This is a genomic window from Marinobacterium rhizophilum DSM 18822 (assembly GCF_000378045.1).
GTDB lineage: Bacteria > Pseudomonadota > Gammaproteobacteria > Pseudomonadales > Balneatricaceae > Marinobacterium_A > Marinobacterium_A rhizophilum.
This window is the reverse complement of sequence record NZ_KB899092.1, coordinates 254,327-272,553: the sequence shown is the minus strand read 5'-3', so window position 1 is coordinate 272,553 and position 18,227 is coordinate 254,327. Positions and strand designations below refer to the sequence as shown.

At 57.6% G+C, this 18,227-nt stretch carries 14 protein-coding genes; 6 read left to right on the top strand and 8 right to left on the bottom strand.

Annotated elements, in window-relative coordinates:
- The first annotated feature begins 233 nt into the window (after nucleotides 1–233).
- On the top strand, nucleotides 234–485 hold the full coding sequence (locus tag F451_RS0106085) for a hypothetical protein (protein ID WP_020680469.1): 252 nt from the start codon (nucleotides 234–236) through the stop codon (nucleotides 483–485).
- The gene (locus tag F451_RS0106080; RefSeq protein WP_020680468.1) at nucleotides 485–1,645 is read left to right on the top strand and encodes a cupin domain-containing protein; all 1,161 of its coding nucleotides are present in this window, start codon (nucleotides 485–487) and stop codon (nucleotides 1,643–1,645) included. The genes F451_RS0106085 and F451_RS0106080 overlap by 1 nt, the downstream gene beginning before the upstream one ends.
- Before the next feature lie 145 nt (nucleotides 1,646–1,790).
- Here F451_RS0106080 and F451_RS0106075 read toward each other — a convergent pair whose 3' ends face one another.
- From F451_RS0106075 to F451_RS0106065, 3 genes are all read right to left on the bottom strand, one after another.
- Nucleotides 1,791–2,396: a glutathione S-transferase gene (locus tag F451_RS0106075; protein WP_020680467.1), complete on the bottom strand. Its 606-nt coding sequence runs from the start codon at nucleotides 2,394–2,396 to the stop codon at nucleotides 1,791–1,793.
- An 89-nt stretch (nucleotides 2,397–2,485) separates the two neighbouring features.
- On the bottom strand, nucleotides 2,486–3,337 hold the full coding sequence (locus F451_RS0106070) for a MurR/RpiR family transcriptional regulator (RefSeq protein ID WP_020680466.1): 852 nt from the start codon (nucleotides 3,335–3,337) through the stop codon (nucleotides 2,486–2,488).
- Nucleotides 3,338–3,906: 569 nt separating this feature from the next.
- The gene (locus F451_RS0106065; RefSeq protein WP_240476445.1) at nucleotides 3,907–5,313 is read right to left on the bottom strand and encodes a YfcC family protein; all 1,407 of its coding nucleotides are present in this window, start codon (nucleotides 5,311–5,313) and stop codon (nucleotides 3,907–3,909) included.
- A 534-nt stretch (nucleotides 5,314–5,847) separates the two neighbouring features.
- Between F451_RS0106065 and alc the strand changes: the two genes are divergently transcribed.
- Nucleotides 5,848–6,870, top strand: a complete 1,023-nt coding sequence (gene alc, locus F451_RS0106060; protein ID WP_240476444.1) for an allantoicase — start codon at nucleotides 5,848–5,850, stop codon at nucleotides 6,868–6,870.
- Nucleotides 6,871–7,389 carry an ureidoglycolate lyase gene (locus F451_RS0106055; RefSeq protein WP_020680463.1) on the top strand — a complete coding sequence of 173 codons (519 nt, stop codon included), beginning with the start codon at nucleotides 6,871–6,873 and terminating at the stop codon, nucleotides 7,387–7,389.
- A gap of 149 nt (nucleotides 7,390–7,538) precedes the next feature.
- On the opposite strand, the gene msrA is transcribed toward F451_RS0106055, so the two are convergent.
- From msrA to F451_RS0106035, 4 genes are all read right to left on the bottom strand, one after another.
- The gene (gene msrA / locus F451_RS0106050; protein ID WP_026291545.1) at nucleotides 7,539–8,114 is read right to left on the bottom strand and encodes a peptide-methionine (S)-S-oxide reductase MsrA; all 576 of its coding nucleotides are present in this window, start codon (nucleotides 8,112–8,114) and stop codon (nucleotides 7,539–7,541) included.
- A gap of 90 nt (nucleotides 8,115–8,204) precedes the next feature.
- On the bottom strand, nucleotides 8,205–10,736 hold the full coding sequence (locus tag F451_RS0106045; protein WP_020680461.1) for an EAL domain-containing protein: 2,532 nt from the start codon (nucleotides 10,734–10,736) through the stop codon (nucleotides 8,205–8,207).
- Between the two features lie 407 nt (nucleotides 10,737–11,143).
- Nucleotides 11,144–12,499: an MBL fold metallo-hydrolase gene (locus tag F451_RS0106040; RefSeq protein ID WP_020680460.1), complete on the bottom strand. Its 1,356-nt coding sequence runs from the start codon at nucleotides 12,497–12,499 to the stop codon at nucleotides 11,144–11,146.
- A gap of 57 nt (nucleotides 12,500–12,556) precedes the next feature.
- Nucleotides 12,557–13,525, bottom strand: coding sequence for a D-2-hydroxyacid dehydrogenase family protein (locus F451_RS0106035; RefSeq protein ID WP_020680459.1), 969 nt, complete (start codon nucleotides 13,523–13,525; stop codon nucleotides 12,557–12,559).
- A 326-nt stretch (nucleotides 13,526–13,851) separates the two neighbouring features.
- On the opposite strand from F451_RS0106035, the gene F451_RS0106030 reads away from it, so the two are divergent.
- On the top strand, nucleotides 13,852–15,603 hold the full coding sequence (locus F451_RS0106030; RefSeq protein WP_240476443.1) for an ABC transporter transmembrane domain-containing protein: 1,752 nt from the start codon (nucleotides 13,852–13,854) through the stop codon (nucleotides 15,601–15,603).
- Here the strand turns inward: F451_RS0106030 and F451_RS0106025 are convergent.
- Nucleotides 15,600–16,064 (bottom strand): ferritin-like domain-containing protein, encoded by a 465-nt coding sequence (locus F451_RS0106025; RefSeq protein ID WP_020680457.1) that lies wholly within the window; start codon nucleotides 16,062–16,064, stop codon nucleotides 15,600–15,602. The two genes, F451_RS0106030 and F451_RS0106025, sit on opposite strands and share 4 nt — an antisense overlap.
- A 234-nt stretch (nucleotides 16,065–16,298) precedes the next feature.
- On the opposite strand from F451_RS0106025, the gene F451_RS24935 reads away from it, so the two are divergent.
- Entirely contained in the window at nucleotides 16,299–18,026 is a 1,728-nt protein-coding gene (locus F451_RS24935) for a diguanylate cyclase (RefSeq protein WP_020680456.1), read from the top strand.
- Nucleotides 18,027–18,227: the final 201 nt, after the last annotated feature.

The following is an 18,227-nucleotide window of genomic DNA, read 5'->3' as shown; positions in this document are numbered from 1 at the left end:
CCACAGCGACCCCGAACCGCGAAGCTCGGCATGCTGCGCGCTTTCTTCGCCTCGGTGGACGAAGTGCTCGGCAAGCAGAAAAAATAGTCAAGGCAACCGTTCGGACGGTTGTCCCGACAAGGCAGTGCACGCTAGTCTTGATAACCCGGGCCCGACCTGCCCGGTCAGGCCGGCGCACAGGCCCTTTTGTGCGAACTTGTCAGACAATCTGAGACCATGGCGGGATTCGAACGATGAATAACCAGATCACTACACTGATGAACCAGGCCGATGAATTGCGCGACGGCATCCACGACCTGGCGGAACGCACCCATAACTACCAACTCAATCTCGCCGGAATCGAACGCTGCGTGGATACCATCAGCCACTGCGTCGGACTGGTGGGCAACAACCGCGTCGCGGCCATCCCCGCCAAGGATCAGCGCAAGATAATGGCTGAACTGGAAAGCGCCGTCGATGAACTCAAGGAGCTGCTACAGCGCTAATGAACATACTTAACCTGGGTGAGCTGACCCCCGAACGCTTTCTCGCCGAATACTGGCAGAAAAAACCGCTGCTGATTCGCCAGGCCTTTCCCGAGCTGGAGCCCGTCATCGAGCCCGACGATCTGGCGGGGCTCGCCTGTGAGGAGGATGTGGAAGCGCGCATCGTGCTGCAGGACCCTGCGAGCGATCACTGGGAACTGCAGCAGGGGCCTTTTGACGAAGAACAGTTCGGCAAGCTCCCTGCATCCCACTGGACCCTGCTGGTCCAGGCGGTCGACCACTGGGTACCGGAAGCGGCTGAGCTGATGGCGCAGTTCGATTTTATCCCGCGCTGGCGTCTGGACGACCTGATGGTCAGTTACGCCGTGGACGGCGGTGGTGTCGGGCCGCACTATGACAACTACGATGTCTTCCTGATCCAGGCCGCCGGCCAGCGACGCTGGGAAGTCGGCGGCGAGTTCAACTCCGACTCACCGCGACGCGGCGATGCGCCGGTGATGATTCTGCCCGAATGGGATGCAGAGCAAAGCTGGGTGCTGGAACCGGGCGATATGCTGTATGTTCCGCCACGTCTGGGTCACAGCGGTATTGCTGTGGGTGATGGCTGCATGACTTATTCGGTGGGCTTTCGCGCGCCGTCCCACGGCGAGATCATGCGCAATTTTACCGACTTTGTCGGTGAACGCCTGAGCAACGAGCTACGCTACAGCGACCCTGACCTGCAACCCCAGGCCAACAGCGCCCAGATTGGTGACGATGCCATTGAACGGGTACGCAACGTGCTGACCCAGTATGTCAATGACGACAAGCTCCTTGCAGAATGGTTTGGGCGCTACATGACCGAACCCAAGTATCCGGAACTCGATCAGCAGCCGGATGAAACCGTCTCCATCGACAATCTGCGCACCTACCTGGAATCCGGCGGCACGCTAAGCCGCACCGAGGGAGCCCGCCTGGCCTGGCACTGCACCGCAGACGGCTGTCAGCTGTTTGCCGATGGCACCCTCTATGCCGGCACCACCGCACAGGCATCGCTGTTCAGCGGCATCTGCAACAGCGGCGGGCTGGATCTGGATGACAACACGGATCTCGACGCCGCCCTGGAGCTACTGACAAAACTGATCAACCAGGGCGTTTTCTACGCTGACGATCAGTCTTGAGCGCAGGCAGGGCTTAACGTCGATGGCTTGGTAAACCTGAGATCCAGGCCGACAGTCCAGTCGCCGCTCTCAGCCCCGAGCCGTTGTCATGAACAAAGGCTGCCGAGGCAGCCTTTGTTCATTTTCTGCGAGGAGCCGATCGGATTCAGCCCTTAGGCACCGTCTGCTGCATGGATGCCCGCTGACTAAAGCGCTCAAACCAGGCCGCGAGACCGGCGTGTTCATCACGCCAGTTAAAATCCGCAAAGCGAAAATCGAGATACCCCAGTGCGCAGCCCACCGCAATGGTGCCAATATCCAGCCGCTCCCCGGCAAACTCCAGCTCCAGCTCCAGCACATCCAGTGTGCGAACGATCTTGGCCATCTGACCCGCTTCCCAGTCATCCCACTGCAGCTCCACAGGCCGCACAACACGCTCATAGCGCGCCAGCAGGGCCGCATCAAGCAGACCGTCGGCATGGGACTGCATCACCAGTGCGGTCCAGCGCTCGCTCCCTATTGGCAAGAGCGTTCCATGAAACTGGGTGTTCAGGTATTCACAAATCACACGGCTGTCACAGATCACCCTGCCTGTATCAGTTGCCAGGGTCGGCACCTGCCCCAGAGGGTTCAGCGCAGCAATCACAGAATTGGTATTCACGGGATGGGCTGCAGCGCTGATCAGCTCGATCTTGTCCGCACACCCCAGCTCATGCGCCACCACCAGCACCTTTCGCACAAAGGGAGACGCCGCCGAATAGTAAAGTTGCATGGGAAATGTCCATAGGCTTGAAATCGAAGTTGGCAGATTACGCCGGCACAGCGGCAGGAACAAGTCTTTGCCACGATATCCCTAAGAGATCAGCTCTCTTCGATCTTGCTGAACAGCTCGTGCAGTTTTTCGGCCCGGCTCAGACGCTCAGACGCGCCCCGCCCGATGTGATCCGACACAGACGCACACAGGTAGTTCAGCACACTGAAACCCGAGATATAGGAATCAAACAACGACGTGCTTTGCACCATGCAGCGTAGGGTCCAGTCCGCCAGATTGACGGTCTTGTCTTCTGAATGGTCTGTCACGTAGAGCACTTTTGCGCCCAGATCCCGAGCATAGGTCATGACACGGCTGAGGATCTCCTTGCGCCGGCGAAAGCCGATCACGATCACCAGATCCTGCTCGTCGAGCCCGCACAGGTCTTTCTCGATGGCCTGGGCCGGGCGCGGCAGCACCTCGACACAGGAGCGCAACTGGATCAGTTGCTGGCGAAAGTAGAGAGCCGGCATGTAGCTGTTGCCGTAGCCGATAATCCAGACCTTGGCGGCACTCTCGATGCACGGAATGATCTCCTTGAGCATGTCCTCGCTCAGTGCATCAAAGCTGCGCAACAGGTTCTGCACTTCACAGTCGACATGCTGCTTGATCTCGCTTTGAAAATCACTGGCGTGATGATCAAAGGTGTTGAGGTAGCGCGGCGAACCCTCGGACTTGGCTTCACGCACCTGCTTGCGAATCTCGCGGAAGTCCTTGTATCCCAGGCGCTTGATCAGACGGGTGGCCGCAGCATTGGAAGTATCGGCCCGCTCCACCAGCTCGGAAATGGAGTGGGTTGCCAGGTCACCGGGAAAGTCGATGATGATGTCGGCAAGCAGCCGCTCACTGCGGGGCAGCTCCTCATATATCTCGCGCAAGCGATCTTCGATTGGCAACTTCATTGATAACCCCCTCTACCGACCAGCCTTGCCGGTCACCTGAATCCTGATGACGCCATTCTATCTGCTCTGCCGCACCAGTACTGCGACCCAGGCACACTTTAAGGCACTAAAACACCGCAAGCCGAATCGCCGTCGCAAACCTCTGGCCTTGATCCGCGGCCTCGGAGTTTTATCCGCATTTTATACGGCACGGCTTACATTCATAATCGATAAAATCTCACGGCTTTGTATACAACCACAAGAAGATCTTAATACAAAATTGTTTTCATTTAAAACGAATATGAAAAATATTTATCAATCTGCATTCTCAATACACTCAAAACTAGCACATAAAAATTGAAAACATACACCGACAATAACACGGCGGCGATCTGGCTGGATGTAGACTTACGCCAATAACCTACCCCGCGGGCGAAAGAGCGATACCAAAAAACAGATGTATACAATTATATAAATAATTGTCCAACACAGAGATAAAAGTAAGAGTGAGGCGCAGACTGCACAAACAAAAATGCCCCCCGACTTTAGGTCGGGGGGCATGGTGGATACTGAATCAGTGTCTTAAGACTTTAGCCAACCCACTGCGTGGCCTGTGCAAAGATCAGGAATCCCATGGCAATCGCGACCCAGATACAAAACAGCGGCAGAAAGAACTTCACCCACTTGTTCCAGCCCACACCGGCCAGCGCCAGGGTAGCCATGAAATAACCGGAAGTTGGATAGAGGATGTTGCTCAGCCCGTCACCCAGCTGATAGGCGAGCACAGCGGTCTGGCGAGTAACGCCAATCAGATCAGACAGCGGTGCCATGATCGGCATGGTCACCAGGGCCTGACCACTGCCCGAGGGAATGACAAAGTTGAAACCCAGCTGAGACAGGAACATGCCGATGGCGGACAACATCGACGGGAAGCCACCCACCACGGCGCCCAGATTGTGGACCAGGGTATCCATGATGTGACCGTCTTCCAGCACTACGGCAACCGCACGGGCAACGCCACAGATGAAGGCACCGACCAGCACATCCCGGAAACCGTCGTTGAAGCCCTCACAGATATCGGACGTTTTCAACCCGGCGATCAAACCGACAACCACGCCCATAATGATAAACAGGCCCGCCATTTCCATCATGAACCAGTGGCGCTCCAGCACGCCCCAGACCAGTACACCGAAGAAGGCAAAGGCAGCCACGGCAGCCAGTTTCTGTCGCCCGGTCGCGGTCAGGGCACCCTCGTCCTCAGCATGCAGATAGCGCTTGCGCTTGTCAGCTTCCGCGGCATCGCCGTTCATCAGGCTCAGTTCGGGGTTGCTGCGCACCTTGAGAGCGTAACGGATCACATAGATCACACCGGTCAAAAGGATCGCAACAAAGGCCAGGGAACGCAGTCCCATGCCAGAGAATACCGGCAGGTCAGCCAGCTGCTGGCCCAGGCCCGTATTGATCGGGTTGAGCACGCCGGCGGTAAAGCCGGCCGTGGTCGCACAGAGCGCAACACCCGCTGCCGTGACCGAATCGAAACGCAGCGCAATCATGAGCGGCAAAATCACCGGTACATAGACCAGCGCCAGCTCCTGAGTACCGATTAGTGTCGCGATGACCGCGAAGGTCACCATCAGCACCGGAATCACGACAATGCTGTTGTGCGCAAACCGGCGGGTCAGTTTGTCGACGCCGATCTCAATAATGCCGGTACGACGAAGCACCATGAACATGCCGCCAATGATGAAGGTAAAGAACACCACCACCCCGGCATCCATCAGCCCCTTGGGTATCGCAAGCATGAAATCCTGCAGGCCGACGGGCGTCGATTCAATGATGCGGAATGAATCGGGATCAATGGTTGTACGCCCATTGGGACCAGGAATCCGGTCGTACTGACCGGCCGGTACTATGTAGGTCAGCAATGCGGCCAGCGCACTGAAAACGAACAGAATGACGTAGATATGGGGCATTTCGAACGATTTTCTGGTTTTCACGTCAACCTCCCGGGTCATCGCGCGCTCACCAGACAGGGACTCAGCCACCCTCGGGCTGCTGCTGTTGGCATCTGCCATAGTATATACACCTCATTTATGGTTTTTATTGTTGAACCTGCCTTTGACACACATCGGCGCCCGAGTCAGGCGAATCAGGGCACCTGCAGGCACTCCTGACTGAATTCTTCCCTGGCGGGCGACGCTTTCAAGCTGCCCGATTCACACCCTCATTATTCAAACGACTTAGCAACATTGGTGAAACACAAGAATGATAATAAATTTTCAAATACAAATAAAGTGAAAAAATAGTATTGATTAGAGCAAAAGATTGCGTACAATTATTCAGCAGTCGGGGTATAACGCTTTCCCCTGCTAATAACTCGACCGTCATCTGCCTGACCGATTAACTAACCAAACAGTCAGAATACATTCAAAGCGACCCACTCGATTCGATAGAAAGATTCAAAGCGCAGCGATGCGGTCTTCCTATCCGTATCGGCAAAAGAGATAAAACTCGATTAACGGTGAATAACAATGACAATGAACAAACCAGTTACTGATCTTTCAGCGCGCTGGCCGAACCTGGCCGACGATCGCCTTGGCGCCGAAGTCCTGTTTTGCACCGACGATTTCTTTGCATCGGCAAGCCGCATGCTGTCCCACACAGACCCGCAATGGAAAGAAGGCCTGTTCGACGACAACGGCAAATGGATGGATGGCTGGGAGTCCCGTCGCAAGCGCTGCGAAGGTTTTGACTACAGCATCATCCGCCTGGGACTGCCCGGTACGATCAAGGGCATCGACCTGGATACCAGCCATTTCACCGGCAACTTCCCGCCATCGGCCTCGCTTGAAGCCTGCCACTGCGAAAACGGCGAGCCGAATGCCGACACCCGCTGGACCGAGATCCTGCCGTCCGTTGCCCTGTCGGGCAATGCGCACCACCTTCACAGCATTGATGACGAACGCAGCTGGACACACCTCAAGCTCAACATCTACCCCGATGGCGGCATCGCCCGCCTGCGTGTCTGGGGACGACCGCAGTCGCGCATCGACACCTCGAGCCGGACCCCCATCGACCTGGCAGCCGTGGTAAACGGCGGGCGCACTCTGGCCTGCAGCGACGAACATTTCGGCCGCATGGCCAACATCCTCAACCCCGGACGCGGCATCAACATGGGCGACGGCTGGGAAACGGCCCGGCGCCGCACCCCCGGCAACGACTGGGTCATCGTAGCGCTGGGACACCCGGGCGAAATTCAGCGCATTGAGGTCGACACGGCCCATTTCAAGGGAAACTACCCGGACAGCTGCTCCGTTCAGGCCGCCTTCGTCAAAGGCGGTACCGACGACCAGATTGAAACCCAGAGCCTGTTCTGGCGCGAGCTGTTGCCGGCGCAGAAGCTACAGGCCCATGAACAGCATTTCTTCAGTGATGAGGTCAATGAGGTCGGCCCCATCACCCATATACGCCTGAACATCTTCCCCGATGGCGGCATCAGCCGGTTGCGCCTGATTGGTATCCCGGTCGACAACACTCAAAAGGAGTATCGATAGATGGCCCGTACCCTCGACATACAACCGCTGGAGCGTGCAAGCTTCGCACCCTTCGGGGACGTGATTGACATGCAGGGTGGCCACCATTTCGCGATCAACAAGGGTGCAACGGTACGCTACCACGATATAGGTCGGATACATGCGGAGCCGGAGGCTGGTCATGTCGCCATCAGCCTGGCGCGGTCACAGCCACTGCCTTCACCCCTGAACATCGAGATGCTGGAGCGGCATCCGCTGGCAAGCCAGGCGTTTATCCCCCAGGGACAAAAGCCGTTTATCGTGGTCGTGGCGCCACCGGGCGAACAGATTGACAGCCAGAGCATCCGAGCCTTCCTCTGCGATGGAAGCCAGGGTGTCAATTACCACCCTGGCGTCTGGCACCACTCGCTGCTGGCTCTGGCACCCGACCAGGACTTCGTACTGGTCGACCTGATTACGCAAAAGCACAACTGTGATGAGCACTGCTTCGAGGCCGATGAACAGCGACGTCTGGAGTATTCACACCTGCTCTGCGTCTGACGCCGCCGGGTGCCTATCAGGGACAATCTGTTCAAACGATGAGGCACCCGTTCACACAGGCATTCGATCGGTGGTGGAACAGCGGTAACAGCCCGACACAGGCGATAAGCACCGCCGGTGCTTGCGCCCCGGCCAAAACAGGGAAAGCTTCAGTGCGCGGCCCGGTCGCCCCAGATGTCCTCCAGCCGCGAGACGCGCCTGCAAGCGGTCTTGTAGTAGCGATAGCGGAGCGGATTCTTGATGTAGTAATCCTGATGCCCCTCCTCGACCGGATAGAACCGCGTCGCATCCAGCACAGGCGTCACCACTGTTTTATCCGCAAACTCCTCGACGACACGCTGACGGGAGCGTTCTGCCAGCTGCCTCTGGGTATCATCGCTTACAAAGATTGCGCTCAGGTAACTGGGTCCCTTGTCACAGAACTGTCCGCGAGCATCGAAGGGGTCGACATTAACCCAGTAGATATCCAGCAGCTGCTGGTAGCTGATGACCTTGGGGTCGAAGGTCACTTCAATCGCTTCGTAGTGGCCTTCATGATTGCCGTCATACACCGGATTCTGCAGCGTGCCGCCCGTGAAACCCGATACCACGTCGGTTACACCCGTCAGGGGCTGAAATGCCTGCTCCATGCACCAGAAGCATCCGCCCGCAAAGATCGCTTTGTCCGCCCAGGCTGACGCAGGGCCCAGTGCGATAAGTGCGATGATCGTTAGCATTGCTTTCATACTGCCTGCCCTCGTTTGAAAACTGTCCATTAGAGCCCGGAGTGACCATATCCGTTCACCCCGCTCAACAGACTGCCCTCGCCATCCTAATCACTGCACGCAATCTTCAGAACAGCGTTCCAGTGCTTCGACTGGCCCTGGCCGGCCAAAATGGTATCCCTGAAACTGATAGCAGCCTAATTCAATCAGCGCATTGCATTGCGCCTGGGTTTCGACCCCCTCGGCAATGACCGCCAGATCCAGACTGTCGCCCAGCGCTATGACCGTTTTGACGATCGCGGCGTCATTGGGGTCCACCAGCAGATCACGCACAAACGACTGGTCGATCTTCAAATTATCCAGCGGCAGGCGCTTCAGATAGCTGAGGGACGAATACCCGGTACCGAAGTCATCCAGCGAGAAGCGCACGCCCCGCGCCTTGAGCCGATTCATGTTGTGGATCATCAGTTCAACATTCTCGATCAGCTGGCTTTCCGTCAGCTCCAGCTCAAGGCGCCGCGGATTGGCGCCGGTTTCATCCAGTACGGCGAATACATCCTCGACGAAGTTCGGATGATGGAACTGTCGGGCGCTGATGTTAACTGCCAATGTCAGCTGGGACATCTGTTCATGGGCCGACCAGGCGACCAGCTGCCGACAGGCACACTGCATGATCCAGTGGCCCAGCGGCAGAATCAGCCCGGTAGCCTCCGCCACGGCGATGAAAGCCCCCGGTGCCACCAGACCCTTTTCAGGGTGCTGCCAGCGCACGAGTGCCTCGGCACCCACCAGCCTGCCCCGCGTATCAACCTGCGGCTGAAAATGCAGGAAAAACTGCCCGCTCTTCAGACCCTGTCTGAGATCGGCCTCGATGGCTGCGCGCGCCGTGACCTCGGCCTGCATCTGCGGATTGAAGAAGCGTACCTGGTTGCGGCCAGCGGTTTTGGCTTCATACATCGCCAGATCCGCACGCTTGAGCAGCTCTTCAACCGTACTCTGTGCATCAGAAAACATCGCAACACCGATGCTCGCCGTACTGGTGTGAATGCGCCCCTGCAGCGAATAGGGCTCACGCAGGACTTCCAGCAGCTTGTTGGCAACAGATTTGACCTGATACAAAGCCTGGTCGGCGTGCTCGTCCAGACCCTCAAACATCAGCACAAACTCGTCTCCGCCAAGCCGGGCCAGCGTATCCGTTTCCCGAATATGGACATCAAGGCGTTCGGCAACCTGACACAACAGTTGATCGCCCACATCGTGGCCCAGGGTGTCGTTGAGATCCTTGAAATTATCCAGATCAATGAACAACAGCGCGCCTTCCTGCCGGTTGCGTTCGCGTGCAGCCAGCGCATGTGCCAGCCGGTCGAGCAGCAGGCGCCGGTTGGGCAGACCGGTTAACTGGTCGTAAAAAGCGAGCTGATGAATTTCCTGCAAATTGCGCTTCTGTTCCGTGATATCAGTGGAGATACCGCAGAGGGCATAGATTTTTCCGTCGCTCTCGCGCAATGGGATCTTGACGCTGAGGTAGGTTCTGAAACCCTCGCCATTGGAGTCTGGCAAGATCTCTTCCTTCACCACGCGTTCGCCGCTGTCCAGTACACGCTGATCACTTGTGCGCACGATGTCGACAACCTCGTCAGGCAGCAGGGCGTCATCGGTCAAACCAAGCAGCTGTTCAGGCTGACAACCGAAAAACTCGCATACCTTGCGGTTCCCATACTGGTAGCGCAGCTCGGTATCCTTGATATAGATATAGGCCTCGACACTGTTCAGAATCGTCGCGAGCTTTTGCTCACTGCTCCTAAGGTGCCGGGTTTTCACCGCAACCTGACGACGCAGCAGTGCCGAGCCCCCCAGAGCAAGCAGCAACAGAATCACAAGTGCCGCCAGCCCCCAACGTACGGAAGCGGACATCGACTGCAGCGGTACGGCGCCGCCCCAGCGTTCCAGGATCTTAAAGTACGTGGAGCCGGGATCCTTGGTCCATTGAGCGAGGTAGTGATCTAGCGCCAGGAGCAGGTCGGCATTGGTTCCCTTGCGGGTCGCATAGAAAAGGCGTGCCGGCTGAAACATCACCGGCGTTTGCTGCACGTCGTATTCCGGCGCCACATAGTCGCCAAAGTGATGATTTGCAACGATGGCCTCGGCCTCGGCTGAGCTGACTTTCTCAAAGCCCGCGCGCAGACTCTGCACCGGAATCAACTGTGCCTGCACACTGAAACTGTCGAGTAACGATTGCAGGTATTCTTGCTGAATGGATCCCGCCAGCACCAGGACACGTTTGTCCTGCAAATCCAGCACGGAATCAAGCACGACACTGTTGCGCTTATACAACTGCGACCAGCTGTAAAGCGATGGCACCTGGTGGAAGTCCAGCATCTGCGCGCGTTCATCACTAAAGGCAACATCGGGCAAGAGATCTATTTCACCGGCGCGAACCTGTTCCAGGCACTGGGCCCAGCGACAGGCCACGGGATGCAGCGTCCAGCCTTCGCGCTGCGCAACCTCCTGCAGCAGTTCGCCAAGGATGCCGGACGGCCTGCCATCCTGACCAAGCAGGACTTTGGGTGTGTTTTCATAAACGCCAACGCGAACGTCACGCGACTGGGACAACACGAGCGGGCTGGCAAGACAGAGGCTCATGCACACTGATGCCAAACCCAACGCGCTGAACCGTCTCGAATGTTGGCGCAAATACGGCTGCATGTAGTCACTCCATGAATTGTCCAAACCCGTCCCTGGCGCCCTTGCCCCGGCTCTTTATCCGGGCACCCGGATCAAACACGCACGCACGAAACCCTTCTCATTCATTGCTCAGTGAATCAAACGCATACTGACAGGCTGCTGCCAATCTATTCGGACACCCACCTATAAAGGTACTCATACAATAAGTAAATTTTGCCCGCCCCACAAACCCGCCCACAGCACGGCGCGGTATTCGGTGTGAAACCCCAGCCGGGTTCACTTAATGGCATGCCAATCATGCTGACTACGCGCGTCAGATGAGTACGTACTCAGGACAAAGTACGATGCAGCGGATTACCGGCTCCTCAGACCGTCAGAATATGACGATAACCGGCGACCTCAACCTCGAACGGCAGGGTTCGACGCAAATGATCACGCATACCTTCCAGTGCATCGGGCTCACCGTGAATCAGCTGAATCTTTGTACTTGGTTTCAGCGCCGCGGCTTGCAGCCAATGCCCTATATCGACATAGTCACCGTGGCCGGACAAACCATGCAGGGTCCTGATATGGGCCCGATTAGCAATCCACTCACCATGGATTTTTACGCTTTCGGCGCCTTGCTGCATCTTGGCGCCACGCGTACCGCCGACCTGATAGCCGGTCAGCAGGACGGTCGTGCGATGATTCGACAGTAGTCGCTTCAGGTGATGCAGGATTCTGCCGCCTGTAACCATACCGCTGCCGGCAATAATGATATGCGGATAAAGCAGTTCGCTCAGCGCCTGAGAGCCCTCCACGCTCTCCACATACTTCACGGTCCGGCACATGCGCTGACAATCGGCTGTACTGAGTCGGTGCAGCGCATGAAACTGGCAATAGATGTCGGAGACATCAATCGCCATCGGACTATCGAGAAATATTGGCATTTTCGGTATGCGATTATCGGCCATCAGGGTCGCCAGCATATGCTGCAGCACCTGCGCCCGACCTACGGCGAAACTCGGGATAAGCAACACACCACCGCCTCTGACCGTCTCATTAACGACTTCGCTGAGTTGCTCATAGGGATCGGTCTTGTCGTGCCGGCGGTTGCCGTAGGTGGACTCCAGCATGAGCAGATGCAGCTCTGGTAGGGGTTTTGGAGGGCGCATAAACAGATCGTCGGGCCGGCCCACATCACCTGAAAAGCCAACGCGCTTGCCCTCTGCTTCGATGATCACACAGGCAGCCCCAAGAATATGACCGACCGGATGCAGCCAGATTTTCATCTCCCCAATCGTGAATACCTGTTCAAACTCAACCGGTTTTAACAGCTTCAGACAACGCTCGGCGGTTACACGGTCATACAGGGGTTCCGGATGGGCGTGTTTGCCAATGCGATGACGACTGTAGTAACGCGCATCTTCTTCCTGCAGATGCCCGCTATCGGGCAACAGCACGCCGCACAGCGCCTGTGTTGCGGGATGACAGTAGACAGGCCCTCTATATCCGTCGCGATACAGCACAGGCAGGTAACCCGAGTGATCCAGATGTGCATGGGTCAGGATCACTGCATTAAGACGATGCCGGTCCACTGGCAGGCCTTGCCAGTTACGCTCGCGCAGCCACTTGTAGCCTTGAAACAGTCCGCAATCCACCAATACCTGGGTTGCGCCACTGCTGACGAGAAACTTTGAGCCCGTAACGGTTTCTGTTCCACCGAGAAAGGTAATTTTCATTGTTTGTCTCCCTGGCGACGACACCGGTTAACAGCCGGTAGGGATGCCGCCACACACTTACCGGGAGCAGGCCTTCGGGTTGAGAATATTCGCCGGACGCCCGGCAAAAAACTCAATGACATTGCGAAACGCCGTATCGAAATAAAGTTCGTAGCCTGCAGATTCAACATAGCCCAGATGCGGACTGCAGAGCACATTATCCATTTTCAGGGCCCAATAGCCGGGATCGATGACAGGCTCCTGCTCGTAAACATCCAGCGCCGCCCTGCCCGGCCGGCCGTATAGCAGAGCCTGCTCTAGCGCTCCATCTGCCACGAGTTCAGACCGGCTGGTATTGACAAACAACGCCTCGGGTTTCATTCGGATCAAGTCCTCGTACTGCACCAGCGCCCGGGTATCCTGAGTGAGGCGCAAATGCAGGCTCAGCATATCGCTGTCGGCAAAAAACTGCGCCTTGCTCGAGGCGACAGCCAGCCCCTGGTCGGCCGCCGCTTGTCGGGAACCTTCACTTCCCCAGATCAGCACCTTCATATCAAACGCCTGGGCGTAGCGCGCCAGACGCCGGCCGATCTTGCCAAAACCCCATATTCCCAGCGTCTTCCCAGCCAGACAGTCACCGATATTGACCTGCCAGCGTCCCTGTCGCATGGCATTCACCGCCGGCACCAGATTGCGCATCGCCGCCATGATCAGCGCCCAGGTCAGCTCCGCCGGCGCCACCGGCGACCCAGTACCCTCGGCGATCGCCACGCCATGACGAGTGCACGCGTCCACATCCAGGTGAGCCGAGGCCTTGCCGGTCTGGCTGATCAGTTTCAGGCGCGGCAGCCTGGCCAGCAAGGCCTCGCCGACAACGGTGCGCTCCCGGGTCAATACCAGCGCATCGGCGCTGGCAAAACGCTGAACCAGCGTCTCGATAGAGTGCTGCGCATCATGATAGACCTCGACCTCGAAATCCTTGAGGTGGGAAAAGCAGCGCAGGTTCTGCACCACATGCTGATAATCATCGGGTATGACAACTTTCACGATCACGCTCCTGATGGGGTTCCTGCCCCGGCGGCAAGTGGGTGGAACCCGTACTTTATAGTCAGCCCCAAGTGCACACCAGTAACCCACGGGAACAAGGCTGCGAACATCTGCCCTCGAGGTACAGCAGCCAGACTGGAACGGATCAAACAACGCCTTGACCTCAGCCCGCCAGGGAACCGGCTCGAGCAGACAGGCTTTTGCGACTTAACAGGATCCCCCAATGCCACAGCCTGCTACCCTGTGCTGAACCCCGTCAGGAAGAAGAGCCCATGCCAGGCGACAGCCTCCACACGCCTCCCGTAACGCGCGCATCGGTAATGACCATGCTTGCCTACCTGCGCCCCTATCGCCGGCAAATCACCTATGCGCTGGGCGCGCTGCTGTTCACTGCCGCCATTACCCTCTCGATTGGTCAGGGTGTGCGACTGATCATAGACCAGGGGCTCGATCAGGGCCTCAAAACCGGATCCACCGCGCAGTTACGCCACTACGTGCAGCTTTTCCTCCTGCTGGTCATCGCGCTGGCGCTGGGCACCTTTGCGCGCTACTACTGGGTCACCTGGCTGGGTGAGCGGGTCGTCGCCGATATACGCCGCCAGGTGTTCAATCACCTGATCGACTTGCATCCGGGATTCTTCGAAAGCAACCGCGGGCTTGAAATACAGTCGCGCCTCACCGCCGATACAACCTTGCTACAGGCCGTGATCGGCTCATCGGTATCGGTTGCATTGCGCAACCTGATCATGATGTTCGGTGGTACTGTCTGGCTGTTTGTGACCAATGCCAAGCTCAGCGCCCTGGTGCTGATTTGTGTCCCGCTGGTCGTGGCCCCGATCATCCTGTTTGGCCGCCGGGTGCGCGGATTGTCGCGCCGCAGCCAGGACAGCATTGCCGACGTGGGCGTGTATGTGGGCGAAGTGCTCGGGCAGATAAAGACAGTACAGGCCTACAATCACCAGGCACTGGACAAGATCCGTTTCAAGGAGGTGGTCGAACAGGCCTTTCGGGTTGCCAAACTGCGTACTGTGCAGCGTGGCCTGCTCATAACCATTGTCATCACCCTGGTGCTCGGCGCCGTCGGCATGATGCTTTGGGTGGGCGGGCTGGACGTCATTGCCGGGCGCATCAGTGCAGGCGAGCTGGCCGCCTTTGTGTTTTACAGCGTGATTGTCGGCACGGCGGTCGGGTCGGTCAGCGAAGTGATTGGGGAATTACAACGCGCCGCGGGTGCGGCCGAGCGGATTCTGGAACTGCTGGCAGCACGCAATGAAATAGCGGCGCCAACGCAGCACAAACAGCGCCTGCCGACGCACATCAGGGGCGCCATTGAACTTCACAATGTCACTTTCGCCTACCCCGGCCGGCCCGACGTAAATGCCCTCGAAGCGATCAACTTGGCAATCTCCCCTGGCACCACCCTGGCGCTGGTCGGCCCCTCGGGAGCAGGAAAATCGACCCTGATCGATCTTTTGCTGCGTTTTTTCGACTGCAACGAGGGTTACATCAGCATTGATAATCTGGATATACGCACGCTGGATCCCGCCGATCTGCGTCGCTGCTTTGCCCTGGTATCACAAACACCCGCCCTTTTTTACGGCACCATCGAGGACAACCTGCGCTATGGCAAACCCGACGCCAGCCAGGCCGAGGTGGAGGCCGCTGCCCACGCGGCCCATGCCCACGGGTTTATTACAGCGCTCCCAAATGGCTATCAGACCCACCTGGGAGACGCCGGCAGTGGGCTGTCTGGCGGGCAAAAACAACGCCTGGCAATTGCCAGGGCCATTCTGGTGGATGCGCCAATACTGCTGCTCGATGAAGCCACCAGTGCGCTGGATGCAGAAAGCGAACGTATGGTACAGCAGGCACTTGAGCGCCTGATGCAAGGGCGCACCACGCTGGTTATCGCCCACCGTCTGGCCACCGTGCAAAATGCCGATCGAATTGCGGTTTTGGATGGCGGCCGGCTTGCAGCGCTCGGGCAACACGCCGAGCTGATACGCTCCAATCCGCTTTATGCACGGCTCGCCCGGCTGCAGTTCGAACGCCACGATGCGGGCGTCGAAAACGGCTAAATGGATTCCTTGCAGAAGGGAGACACGTCACCGGGCTTGCGCAGCATCTTGTCAACATCAACGGCATGCATGACTTCGACCTGAATCATCTGGCGGGCAAACTCTTCCAGTGCAACCGAGTGCCCCTCCGCCAGGGCCAGCAATTCCCGGTACAGGGCCAGGGCCTCGCCTTCGGCTTCGAGGGATTCACGCAGGATGGCGCCAATATCGTGCTTGTGCGTGTCAAGCAGCCTGCCAATTTGCAGTGACGGATAAGCACCCAGCGCGGTAATCCACTCCCCGACCTGCTGCGCATGCAGCAGTGATTCGTCGGCCTGTTCCCGCAGCCAGGAAACAATTGGGATACGGCCGTAGCCAAAGACCAGCAGGGAGTAGTGGGTATAGCGAACCACCCCGGCCAACTCGGCCTCCAGGATTCGGTTGAGTACGTCGACGGCCTGGCTTTTATCGAGTTCGGACATGACATTCACCTTTTTTGTAGCAGGTTAACGATCAACGCCAGCGTGTGATCAAAGTATAGCTATCCTGATTCTGGCGGGTGGCTGCGCGCACGCTCCTCTGCACCGGCGTGATCACCTATGGCAGCGTTCAGCCGCACTGGATTGGGGCCTGGTAGCCTACAATGAGCGTTGTACCGGATTAATTTAGTGGTACTCTCAATAGCCGCACATTTAAAAAGAGAAATGAACGGAATCATGAATCTCAAACCGCGGTTTTTGCTGTTCACCACTGCGCTGATCGTTGTTTCCGGCCTTGCAGTCTGGTCCTCGGCCCGCCACCAGGCTGAAGACATCATCAATCAGTGGGCCGTTCGCTACGCAGAAAAACAGGTCCTTTACGACAAGACCCGTGCGCTGCAACCCATCCTGCGAGAAATGGCGCTGTCGCGCCAGTTCGCCAGCTCACCACACATCCTCCAGTGGGCTCATACCCCAGACGATGAGCAGCTGCGTGCGCGGGCCATTCGGGAAATGGAAAACTACCGCCAGAACTTTACCGACAACAGCTACTTTGTCGCACTGCACAAATCCGGCCATTATTACCATAACAACGCCGCCAACGAATACGCCGGGCGCCAGTTGCGCTACACCCTGGACCCGCAGAAACCCCAGGACCGCTGGTTCTATGATGTAATTGAACAGCAGCGTACCGTTCACCTGAACGTCAATCCCGATGTTGAGCTTGGCGTCACCAAACTGTGGATCGATGTGCTGCTGCGCGATGGCGACGAAATCCTGGGGGTTATCGGCACCGGCATGGAGCTCGAAGGCTTTATCGACCAGGTACTTCAGGACAGCGATAGCGACATGATCAGCCTGTTTGTCGACCACCGCGGCGCCATTCAGCTGTACAGTGACCCCAGCCTGATCAATTATGCATCCATCTCCAACCCGGGTACGCCGTTTAATTCGCTGGGCCGGTTACTCGACAGCCCCGCCGATGTGCAACGCATCGAAAGCGCCATGGCCGAGCTCTCCAGCACAAACGAGGCTGTGACCACCCGCTTCGTGCAGCGCGACAACCGCCGCTACCTGGCCGGTATCGTTTATGTCCCGGAAATTGACTGGTACGAAATCACCCTGCTGGATTTTGAATCCTTGTTACCGCTGAGCAGCTTTAGCGGTATCCTGCTGATATGCGGCATCACGCTGCTGCTGGCCCTGCTGATCTTTAACCTGGTGCTGGGGCACGTTGTACTGCGCCCGCTGCGCCAGCTGGAACAGGCCATGCATGGGGTCAGCCGCGGGAACTTCAATGCACAGTCCCTGCCCCGGGTTCAACCCAATGAGATCGGCAGGCTGGTCACGCACTTCAAGTGCATGGCGCAGTCGGTGCTGGAATCCAGACAAGAGCTTGAACACAAGGTGCAGCTGCGCACCGAAGCCCTGGAAAAGCTGACCCGTACCGATCCGCTGACAGAGTTGCTAAACCGCCGCGGCATGGCCGAGCAAATCCGTACAGAGCTGCAGCACTGCCATTGTCACGGCCATGGACTGGGTATTATCTGGCTCGACCTGGATCATTTTAAAATCATCAACGATCAGTATGGACACACGCAGGGTGACGCCGCGCTGATCCATATTGCCGAGCTGATCCGCGCCCAGATCCGCCATGGCGATGGCGCTGCGCGCTGGGGCGGAGATGAATTTCTGGTGCTGCTGCACGACTGCGACCTGTCGAGACTGAACGCACTCAGCCTGCGTCTGTGTGACAGCGTGGCCCAAAATCCACTGCAGACCAGCACAGAGGCCATCAGCCTCAGCATCAGTGCAGGTACCTGCCTGTGCCGACCGGATGACAACCTCGAGACACTGCTACGCCGCGCCGACCTTGCACTCTACGACGCAAAAAAAGCGGGCCGAAACAGGGTCCACACACACCATCGCCCCCCAACCGCGACGGATGAACATACATCTCAATAGGCCGGAACTGCGTTTGCGTACCTCGGACAGCGCCAAGCGCGTGATGCATCATGCTGCACAGTAACCCGCTAACGCCTCTGCCGGGCCGCGCCACCCCTACGCCGCAGGAATATTTTGCCGTCGCAGCGCCGTACGAGCGCTTTGCCATTACACTTAGCAGAGTTCACAACAGACGCCAAAAAGAACACTAGGCACAAGCTT

Bases quoted from the DNA above. Each gene is read 5' to 3' on its own strand.
- F451_RS0106085 (WP_020680469.1), top strand. From the start codon at position 234: ATGAATAACCAGATCACTACACTGATGAACCAGGCCGATGAATTGCGC.
- msrA (WP_026291545.1), bottom strand. From the start codon at position 8,114: ATGAAAGCAATGCTAACGATCATCGCACTTATCGCACTGGGCCCTGCG.
- F451_RS0106075 (WP_020680467.1), bottom strand. From the start codon at position 2,396: ATGCAACTTTACTATTCGGCGGCGTCTCCCTTTGTGCGAAAGGTGCTG.
- F451_RS0106045 (WP_020680461.1), bottom strand. From the start codon at position 10,736: ATGAGCCTCTGTCTTGCCAGCCCGCTCGTGTTGTCCCAGTCGCGTGAC.
- F451_RS0106030 (WP_240476443.1), top strand. From the start codon at position 13,852: ATGCTTGCCTACCTGCGCCCCTATCGCCGGCAAATCACCTATGCGCTG.
- F451_RS0106040 (WP_020680460.1), bottom strand. From the start codon at position 12,499: ATGAAAATTACCTTTCTCGGTGGAACAGAAACCGTTACGGGCTCAAAG.
- F451_RS0106080 (WP_020680468.1), top strand. From the start codon at position 485: ATGAACATACTTAACCTGGGTGAGCTGACCCCCGAACGCTTTCTCGCC.
- F451_RS0106070 (WP_020680466.1), bottom strand. From the start codon at position 3,337: ATGAAGTTGCCAATCGAAGATCGCTTGCGCGAGATATATGAGGAGCTG.
- alc (WP_240476444.1), top strand. From the start codon at position 5,848: ATGACAATGAACAAACCAGTTACTGATCTTTCAGCGCGCTGGCCGAAC.
- F451_RS0106055 (WP_020680463.1), top strand. From the start codon at position 6,871: ATGGCCCGTACCCTCGACATACAACCGCTGGAGCGTGCAAGCTTCGCA.
- F451_RS24935 (WP_020680456.1), top strand. From the start codon at position 16,299: ATGAATCTCAAACCGCGGTTTTTGCTGTTCACCACTGCGCTGATCGTT.
- F451_RS0106025 (WP_020680457.1), bottom strand. From the start codon at position 16,064: ATGTCCGAACTCGATAAAAGCCAGGCCGTCGACGTACTCAACCGAATC.